12 protein-coding genes and 1 other RNA gene are annotated in these 8,239 nt (G+C 44.7%); 9 read left to right on the top strand and 4 right to left on the bottom strand.

Translation table 11 applies throughout. The features are described 5' to 3' along the window. Nucleotides 1–113 precede the first annotated feature (113 nt). The 5 genes from AC1U9U_RS14090 (at nt 114) to AC1U9U_RS14070 (ending at nt 3,184) form a co-directional block, all read left to right on the top strand. Complete coding sequence (locus AC1U9U_RS14090) at nt 114–923, top strand: tRNA (adenine(22)-N(1))-methyltransferase (protein ID WP_479961189.1); 810 nt, start codon at nt 114–116, stop codon at nt 921–923. After that, the gene (locus tag AC1U9U_RS14085; protein WP_479961188.1) at nt 902–2,089 is read left to right on the top strand and encodes a Nif3-like dinuclear metal center hexameric protein; all 1,188 of its coding nucleotides are present in this window, start codon (nt 902–904) and stop codon (nt 2,087–2,089) included. Before AC1U9U_RS14090 ends, AC1U9U_RS14085 begins: the two co-directional genes overlap by 22 nt. Nucleotides 2,090–2,327: 238 nt before the next feature. Then, entirely contained in the window at nt 2,328–2,486 is a 159-nt protein-coding gene (locus AC1U9U_RS14080) for a hypothetical protein (protein WP_479961187.1), read from the top strand. Between the two features lie 70 nt (nt 2,487–2,556). Beyond that, nucleotides 2,557–2,916: RNase P RNA component class A (rnpB, locus tag AC1U9U_RS14075), an RNA gene on the top strand. Between the two features lie 124 nt (nt 2,917–3,040). After that, the gene (locus AC1U9U_RS14070) at nt 3,041–3,184 is read left to right on the top strand and encodes a LysM peptidoglycan-binding domain-containing protein (protein WP_479961186.1); all 144 of its coding nucleotides are present in this window, start codon (nt 3,041–3,043) and stop codon (nt 3,182–3,184) included. Between the two features lie 107 nt (nt 3,185–3,291). Here the strand turns inward: AC1U9U_RS14070 and AC1U9U_RS14065 are convergent, their stop codons facing one another. Beyond that, nucleotides 3,292–3,672: a YueI family protein gene (locus AC1U9U_RS14065; protein ID WP_479961185.1), complete on the bottom strand. Its 381-nt coding sequence runs from the start codon at nt 3,670–3,672 to the stop codon at nt 3,292–3,294. Between the two features lie 116 nt (nt 3,673–3,788). After that, nucleotides 3,789–4,088, bottom strand: a complete 300-nt coding sequence (locus tag AC1U9U_RS14060; RefSeq protein WP_479961184.1) for a hypothetical protein — start codon at nt 4,086–4,088, stop codon at nt 3,789–3,791. 212 nt (nt 4,089–4,300) lie between these two features. Between AC1U9U_RS14060 and citD the strand changes: the two genes are divergently transcribed. From citD to AC1U9U_RS14040, 4 genes are all read left to right on the top strand, one after another. Beyond that, the gene (citD, locus tag AC1U9U_RS14055) at nt 4,301–4,576 is read left to right on the top strand and encodes a citrate lyase acyl carrier protein (RefSeq protein ID WP_479961183.1); all 276 of its coding nucleotides are present in this window, start codon (nt 4,301–4,303) and stop codon (nt 4,574–4,576) included. Nucleotides 4,577–4,655: 79 nt separating this feature from the next. After that, nucleotides 4,656–5,360, top strand: coding sequence for an HpcH/HpaI aldolase/citrate lyase family protein (locus AC1U9U_RS14050; RefSeq protein WP_479961182.1), 705 nt, complete (start codon nt 4,656–4,658; stop codon nt 5,358–5,360). Between the two features lie 70 nt (nt 5,361–5,430). Beyond that, on the top strand, nt 5,431–6,972 hold the full coding sequence (citF, locus tag AC1U9U_RS14045) for a citrate lyase subunit alpha (protein ID WP_479961181.1): 1,542 nt from the start codon (nt 5,431–5,433) through the stop codon (nt 6,970–6,972). A 270-nt stretch (nt 6,973–7,242) separates the two neighbouring features. Then, nucleotides 7,243–7,431, top strand: coding sequence for a hypothetical protein (locus tag AC1U9U_RS14040; RefSeq protein WP_479961190.1), 189 nt, complete (start codon nt 7,243–7,245; stop codon nt 7,429–7,431). Between the two features lie 102 nt (nt 7,432–7,533). Here AC1U9U_RS14040 and AC1U9U_RS14035 read toward each other — a convergent pair whose 3' ends face one another. Both AC1U9U_RS14035 and AC1U9U_RS14030 read right to left on the bottom strand, forming a co-directional pair. Next, on the bottom strand, nt 7,534–7,830 hold the full coding sequence (locus AC1U9U_RS14035) for a hypothetical protein (RefSeq protein ID WP_479961180.1): 297 nt from the start codon (nt 7,828–7,830) through the stop codon (nt 7,534–7,536). 194 nt (nt 7,831–8,024) lie between these two features. Next, a partial coding sequence (locus tag AC1U9U_RS14030; protein WP_479961179.1) for a CheR family methyltransferase occupies nt 8,025–8,239 on the bottom strand: 215 nt, incomplete at its 5' end.

Here is an 8,239-nt window from a genome sequence, read left to right as displayed (position 1 = left end):
CGGGTTCGAATCCCGTACGGGTCACCAATTATGAACAAATGTAGCGAGATGTGTAAGCATCTCGCTATTTTAGCTATTTATACCGATTAATTTATTCCGGAAGGAGTTTTCTCATGGTGGTTTCCGTAAACTTAGGACCACGTTTACAACTGGTTGCTTCATTTGTTCCTGAAAATTCGCGGCTTGGAGATATCGGGACAGATCATGCCTATCTTCCCATTTACCTCTGGGAGACCGGAAAAATTAAGGGAGCTGTGGCGGTGGATGTCCATGAAGGACCTTTTCGCTCTGCTTGCGCAGCCATTGAAAACCGCGGTCTAAAATCGGCCATCGATGTTCGTTTTGGTGATGGCCTCAAGCCGATTCAGGCAGGGGAAGTGGATACACTGACTTTATGCGGGATGGGCGGGAATACTATGCTGGAAATCTTTGCAGCGCGACCGCAAGTTATGTCCCAGGTTAGAGACCTTATTCTGCAGCCACAAGGGGCAGAGGGCAAAGTGCGTTTAACCCTCCTCCAAGAGGGTTGGAAAATGAAGCGCGAGGAATATATCGTTGAGGAAGAGCGGATTTATGTCGTTATGCATTTCTCCCGCCAAGGAGGATATACTGCGGAGGAACTCCAAAAGAAAGTACATATATGGTGTGATCACATTCTTAAGTCGGAAGTTTCGGGGTTTTCGCGCCAAGGTGGGGCGGAGAGCATTTTGACAAAATTGATTTGGGAATTTGGTCCCCTGGCTATGGATCATTCCGTGGAGGACCTGAAGATTTTGATCGATGAGCAAATACACACCCTTCAACGGAGCATAGGTGAAATGCGAAAGTCAAATCAGGAAAAAGTCCTTAAGCGTATTCAGGAGTTTGATTTAACAATTAAAGGACTGGAGGAGATGAAAAAATGCCTGTTTCCATCGGTTTAATTGCACAGATTATTGAAAAGATCGCCCCTAAATCCTGGGCGGAGGAATGGGATAATGTGGGTCTTATTGTTGGCGACTACTCAGCACCTGTGGCAAGGGTTTTGATAACCCTTGATGCTACTCCCGATGTCTTTCAGGAAGCAAAGGAGAAAGGTGTCCAACTTATCCTTGCTCATCATCCTATAATTTTTCGGCCCTTAAAGAATTTGCGCGGGGATAATCGCGGGGCAAGTTTGCCCATTCAGCTTATCCAAGCGGGAATTGCTTATTATGCCGCCCATACTAACCTTGACCAGTCTTCCTATTCCTCAAGTTGGAGTTTAGGTAGGGTGCTGGAACTTACCAAGATGGACACCTTCAGTGTAACAGGCTCCGTAAGATTAGTGAAGTTAGTGACCTTCGTTCCGCGAACCCATGCTGAGCAGCTTCGCCAGGCTTTAGCCAAAGCCGGAGTTGGGGAAGGGGTTACTGATGGGCCACATGCTTCGGAATATAGCGAGTGCTTCTTCGCCGGGGAGGGCATAGGAATGTTTCGCCCTCATGCCGGTGCTAATCCCACTATCGGTGAGATCGGCGAGCTGACCCGGGTGGAAGAAACTCGCCTAGAGAGTCTCATACCGGAAAGATTAATCGACAAAGCAGTAAAAGCTTTGAAAAGGGCCCATCCTTACGAAGAACCGGCTTATGATTTAATCCCACTTCATAACCCGGGATCTTATCGTGGATATGGGGTAGTCGGGTATCTTGAGGAGCCTTTAAGCCTTGGGAGTCTGTCGATAAAGCTTACTTCCGGTCTGAGAAGTCTGGCTCCTTATGAGTATGAAGATGAACCGACCTTGCGGATTGCCGGGGATCCGGAAAAGCCGATTCGTAAAGTGGCAATTGTTAATGGCAGTGGCGGTAGTTTTATCTCCAAAGCCATCTTTAAAGGGGTGGACCTCCTGGTCACGGGGGATGTGGACCACCATGGGGCACTGGATGCTTTGGAGGCAGGGATGTCCCTTATCGATATGGGGCATTTTTGGGGTGAACTACCAATGACTAAGACCTTGGCAGAATACTTAAAGGCTGACCAAGCCTTAGCCGGTGTTGAGTTTTTAGTAAGTGAAAAGATGAAAAGTCCCCTGATGATTTCAGACTATTCTGGACACGGGTTATTGACTTAAAAAGTCATATGATGTAATATTATGTCGGAGGAATAATTCTATAACCGAAAAATTACTAATTATTTGAATATATCTCGAATAATTAGACTATTCTAAAAAATAGTGATTCAAATCACGGATTTCTGGCAAGAATTGAGTTAAAGTATATTTAGCAGCTAAAAATATTCCTTGATGCTAATAATTACTTTTTTGCTACAATTCTTTTATAATTTTGAAAATAAACAAAGGGGGAATCATAATGAGTCGTTCCGAAATTTTACATCTTGAACGTGATCGAATTTTGAGTTTACTGGCTAAAGGTTCTGAAAACAAAGCGAAATTACTTATTTCGCTTATGGATATTGATGAAGAAATTGAAGAATTGCGCCGGTCTAATGCAAGCTACCCTAATAGTTAAGGTCTGAATGGTAATTATACCAATTAAAACAATTTGACCTTTAACACATAATCGAGTAAGATGATTAAGCGAAGTCAATCGGATGGTCGCGGAAGTGAGAACCGAAAGGTTGCTTCTGAGGAAAGTCCGGGCTCCAAAGGGCAAGGTGCTGGGTAACACCCAGTGGGGGAAACCCTAAGGAAAGTGCAACAGAAATAAACCGCCCGCAAGGGTAAGGATGGAAAGGCGAGGTAAGAGCTCACCGGCAGCCTGGTGACAGGCTGGCCCTGCAAACCCCACCTGGAGCAAGACCGAATAGGAAGACAATGAAGCTGCCCGTTTCGTCTTCGGGTTAGGTCGCTTGAGGCCGTTGGTAACAGCGGTCCCAGATAGATGATCATCACCTTCTGTGAAGAAGGTACAGAACCCGGCTTATAGATTGGCTTTGCCTGTTTTTTTCTTTATTTCTTGGAATTTTAAGGACAACCATTTGGTTGTCCTTTTTAAATAGGAAATGCACTCACAAGAATTAATCCACATAAGATACGGTGTATCATCTTATAGGAGGCTTGTGAATGAAACACACAGTCAAACGCGGTGAGTCCTTGCACAAAATTGCCAAACGCTACGGAACGTCTGTCAACCGGCTGGTTCAGAAAAATCCTCATATCTGCAACCCCAACCTCATTTACCCTGGTCAAAGAATTCGTGTTCATTAAAAGTGGATTAAGCTTATAACCGGTGAAATATTAGGGCTCCTGTTTATAACAGGAGCCCTTATTATTTGGAATAAAAATGAAGTCCCCTTAGAAAATTATTGCATAGCCTAATCTACTTCGACTTTTTCCACATCAACGGCTTGATCAGAAGCCACTACAAGTCCGACTTTCCCTTTTAGCTTGGGGTCATTGACAACCGTGTAGGGCTTATTGTATTTACGGGCGATATTTATATACTTGGCACGGAAACCATAGGCGATGTCCCCGTTGAGCAGGAGGCGCGTAGAGCGTGGGTCCTTGAGTGCTTCCTCGATTTCCGGATAAATCTCCTTATCATCTACCTGATCTTTAGTAAGTAGTCTTAATATCCTCTCCCGAAACACGCCGAGATGTTCAAGCTTTTCCCCTTGCTTGAGCTCGGGTGTGCCATGCAAGCCGACCATGAGACGCAGTTCAAGTTCGCTTTTGTTCTCGCTCAAGCCAGTCACTCCAATCTTGATGTTCTAGTGCATATGATACCCGTTTTAAGCTAATTAGACACCGATAGCCTATGACAAATACTATCATGGCGGATGAAACTAAGCAGACTCATACTTATACTAAATTAAGCTTGTTGCTCGAACAGCCTCTTCTGAGACTTTCCCGGTGCCTTAGCAAGGCGACTATTGCGTAGATAAAGGAAAAAATCTGTGGAAACCATGATGAAATTTAAGATATAGAGGTAAATAACCGCATCATACTGAAAGAAAAGTTTGTGCAGGATTCCGGCAACATAGCCTAATAAAACTATGATAAGGAAAAAGGCACTTTTACCTTCTACAGAACGAGAAGTATAGGATTTGTAAATGGAAAAGGGCCAGGCAGCTCCAAAACAGATCAGCATAATGGCTTCGAAGATACTCACGATAATGCCCCCTAAATGTATAATAAAAGAGTCTACCCTGAATTATACACCTACTTCGGGGGAATGTCCTATATATTTGGGTAGTCGAAATATTTAGAAGTTTCCTAAAACACCTTCTCCTATTGTCAAACTAGGAAAAAGAGTTTACATTAAAATGAAGTGGCATAAAATTCGAAATAGAAGCAAACATAAAGTGTAAGGGAGGGAACTTCATGAAGATTAATAAAACCGCTCAAGCCGGAGCCCTGGAATCCAATGATGTTCTGGTTACGGTGATGCCCAATGAGCAAGTTGGTATTCAAGTCCAACTAGAAACCAAAGGTGCCATACTTAAGCAATTCGGCAAGCAAATTCAGCAAGCAGTCATGGATAAGGTTGCTGAAATGGGCGTTGAGGATGTAGTGATCAAAGTCCAGGATAAAGGAGCCCTGAATTACACCATACGCGCTCGTGTCCAAACAGCCCTGGAAAGGGCATTGTCTAGGTAAACTTCGAAACGCAGTTTTATTTACAATAATAGAAATTATAAGGAAAACTGGGTACATAGGAAGGGAGTAGTTTTTTATCATGGAGCGGCGAAGAAGGAGTCTTTTGATTATATCCGGAAACAACCCCAAAAGCATGCAGGATGCACCGGTATTTGATCCGGATGGGGTAATTTTTGATTTGGAACAGCGGGTAGCTGCTCAGGAAAAAGATAGTGCCCGCAATCTCGTGAAAGAGGCGTTGGGCTTCTTAGACTATTCTAAGGTTGAAGTGTTGGTACGGGTCAACCCTCTCGATACTAAGGAGGGGAAAAAAGATATTGACCTCATCGCTCGGGTAAAACCTGGTGCCCTCATTATTCCGAAGGCAACACCTGCGGTTTTAAGCCAAGTTGAAGAAGTCCTTGCTAACATCGAAAAAGAAGAAGGGTTTCCGTCAGGAGTAATTGAGATCATTCCTGTCGTGGAAACGGCTTTTGCTATAGAGAATATTAATAGTCTCATCAGCGCGTCCCCCCGGATTACCGGAGTATGGCTTGATGGAGAAGGTCTAATGGCGGAATTCGGTTCAGAACGGACCAAAGAGGGGGAAGAACTCTTCTATGTCCGGGGCCGGGTGGGAATCGCTTGCCGTGCCGCGGGCATCGATGCAATTGATACGTTATTCATCGATGGCAACGACTCCGAAGGCTTAGAAAAGGATGCGCTCACGGCCAAAAGATTGGGCTTCACCGGTAAACTGGCATTGGATGGGCGTCAAATTGATACCTTGAACGCTATTTTTTAATGACTCATGGATAGAATAAATCAGGATAAGGTTCACGGTGTCATATATTGAGAAAGGATGACAAAGTAAGATGAAAAATGTGCTTGGAAGAGAGATTCCAGAGTATATAGAGGGCTATGGAAAGGTAAGGCCATTTCTGGGGGCCTTTGCAAACTATGGGGAGCGGGCCAAAGCTTCTGTAACCCTACGCTCGGTTAAACCCGGGGAGAAGAAGCTCCTAGCCGATATTGACGAGGCCTTAGACAAAGTAGGGATCAAGGACGGGATGACCGTATCTTTTCATCACCATCTGCGCAACGGAGACTATGTCCTGAATCAGGTCATGGCTGCCATCGCCAAGCGGGGGGTTAAAGATATTCATGTGGCTGCCACCGGCATCTTCCCCATCCATGAACCCCTCGTAGAATATATTAAAAAAGGGATTGTCACTAAAATTTCGGTTAACTATATTTCTCCCGGACCCGTAGCCAAGGCCATTTCCCAAGGTCTTCTTCAAAAACCTGCCGTGCTTATGAGCCATGGGGGACGCCCCCGGGCCATTGAAAGCGGCGATCTGCATATCGATGTTGCCTTTATTGCAGCTCCCACTGCCGATGCCTACGGTAATGTCAACGGAGTCGGAGGCCCCGCTGCCTGCGGTACCTTATCCTATGCCGTAGCCGATGCTTTTTTTGCTGATAAAGTGGTGGCAATTACGGATAACCTAGCCCCTTATCCCGCTTGTCCCATCGATATTACCCAAGACTTTGTGGACTATGTGGTTAAGGTGGATACCATCGGTGACGCCAATGGTATCGTCTCGGGAACCTTGACCGTGACCAAAGATCCAGTGGGCCTACGGATCGCCAAAATGGCTGCTCAATTAATTAATGAAGCAGGCTATATTCAAAATGAAATGTCCTTCCAAACCGGTGCCGGTGGAACTTCTTTGGCAGTGGCTGCGGAAGTGCGCAAATATATGAAGGAAAAAGATATTGTCGGAAGCTTTGCCGCCGGTGGTATTACCGGCTACATTGTAGATATGCTGGATGAAGGGCTATTTAGAAACCTCTTTGATGTCCAGTGCTTTGACCTCAAAGCCGTAGCCTCTTATCGTGAAAATCCCAGACACCAGGCTATGTCCGGCTCCCTCTATGGCAACCCTCATGATAAAGGCGCTATCGTTAATAACTTAGATGTGATGATTTTAGGTGCCACTGAAATCGATACCGACTTCAATGTCAACGTGGTCACGGGCTCCGATGGGGTTATTATGGGAGCCTCCGGTGGTCATAATGACACCGCTGCCGGCTCTAAGGTTGCCATTATCGTTACCAGCCTGACTAAGGGACGCCTGCCGGTAGTTAAGGATAAAGTCACTACCGTAACCACTCCGGGGGAAACTATTGATGTCCTGGTAACGGAAAGAGGAATCGCCATCAACCCCAGGAGAACCGACCTAATTGAGAAGCTTAAAGACAGCGATTTGCCCATCATGACTATCGAAGAGCTAAAAGCGATTTCCGAGAAAATGACCGGGGTTCCCGAAACAGTAGAATTCACCGACCGGGTCGTAGCCGTAGTGGAATATCGCGATGGAACCGTAATTGACGTAGTCAGACAACCTAAATGATTAATAACAAAAAATCCCTTAGGCAAGTTGCTTAAGGGATTTTTGCATGGTCATCCCGAGCAAAGTGAAGGATCTTTATGTTCGTAAGCATGGGTAAAAATGTTCAGGATTTGTTAACAACTTTGGGTGGAAATGCAAGTTGCGTCATTCTACGGAATAGGATATGATAATCTTACAATCGATTAATACAAGTGCTAACAAGTGAATTGTACTCCGAATCCCGAAATTTACCTTACAGAGAGAAAAAATGGTATAAGGGGCGTGTGCATGATGAAATTTCAAGATTTAGGACGAAGCGCGCGGATTGAACTAGCGAAGATGGCAAAGCAGTTGGGGATGAAGTATATAGGGTATAACCCTACAGCCCAGCAAGTTTCGCTGGAGTACAAAGGCAAAGGAATTACTTACCATGTAGACGAGTTTGTGGCAGCCTACCAACAAGCCAACCGAATGACTTAAAAAATTAAATAACGCAAAAAAGGGGCTAAACAGCCCCTTTTCTAATGGAAAGCAAACGGAAAACAAACGGCGCATACGTCTTTCAGCTCTTTATTAGCAATCTTAACCATGTGCAAGCATGGGTTGTTGCATTAAATAAGCCGATTTACGTTTGCGCCGTTGATTCATATTCACCGGTGAGCGCCGGACATTGCAAGTTACGGACATGGTAACAGGGAGTTTACGATAAACACCATTTTGTTGGGCGCGCTCTGCCTCATAGGCACGATATTCCTCCCAACGAGCAAAGAACTCATCTTTGCCTACCTCGCAGACCTCCCCACCTAACAGCTGGAAGAGATAGCGATCATTTTCGGGGTCTTGGACATAACAGATGATAAGATTACCGTGGAAAACCAATAGAAATCCCACCTTCCTCTTAGTTTTAGTTAGGCCATTTGCCCAATATTTAACCTGTTTTACTTTAGTTTAGCAAAACATTGAGGATTTGGAAAGTGAAATTTATGACATTTTTTAAATAAACATAGCAAAATAAAAAAGCAAGCCTTCTAAGCTTGCTCTGGTTCAGTTATAATGAAATAGTAATTATCGCTTTAGTTTTGTTTTTGGTAAAAGAACGAGGAGACCAGTTTAAAGCCCAAATGATTCATACCGAAGAGATGCTCCGTGCTACCGGTAAAGAGAATCCCACCCGAATTTAAGGAATTGGCGAATTTGCGATAAAGCATTTCTTTAGCCTCTTCTGTAAAATAAATGACTACATTACGGCAGGCGAGGAGATCAAACCCCGTATCGAAGCGATCGGTGA

It is taken from the genome of Desulfitobacterium sp. (assembly GCF_982384815.1).
This window is presented reverse-complemented; position numbering and strand designations above follow the sequence as displayed.

Excerpts from the sequence above, each read along its gene's own strand:
- citF (WP_479961181.1), top strand. The coding sequence starts at position 5,431 with ATGAAAAATGTGCTTGGAAGAGAGATTCCAGAGTATATAGAGGGCTAT.
- AC1U9U_RS14080 (WP_479961187.1), top strand. The coding sequence starts at position 2,328 with ATGAGTCGTTCCGAAATTTTACATCTTGAACGTGATCGAATTTTGAGT.
- AC1U9U_RS14050 (WP_479961182.1), top strand. The coding sequence starts at position 4,656 with ATGGAGCGGCGAAGAAGGAGTCTTTTGATTATATCCGGAAACAACCCC.
- AC1U9U_RS14070 (WP_479961186.1), top strand. The coding sequence starts at position 3,041 with ATGAAACACACAGTCAAACGCGGTGAGTCCTTGCACAAAATTGCCAAA.
- citD (WP_479961183.1), top strand. The coding sequence starts at position 4,301 with ATGAAGATTAATAAAACCGCTCAAGCCGGAGCCCTGGAATCCAATGAT.
- AC1U9U_RS14085 (WP_479961188.1), top strand. The coding sequence starts at position 902 with ATGCCTGTTTCCATCGGTTTAATTGCACAGATTATTGAAAAGATCGCC.
- AC1U9U_RS14040 (WP_479961190.1), top strand. The coding sequence starts at position 7,243 with ATGAAATTTCAAGATTTAGGACGAAGCGCGCGGATTGAACTAGCGAAG.
- AC1U9U_RS14090 (WP_479961189.1), top strand. The coding sequence starts at position 114 with ATGGTGGTTTCCGTAAACTTAGGACCACGTTTACAACTGGTTGCTTCA.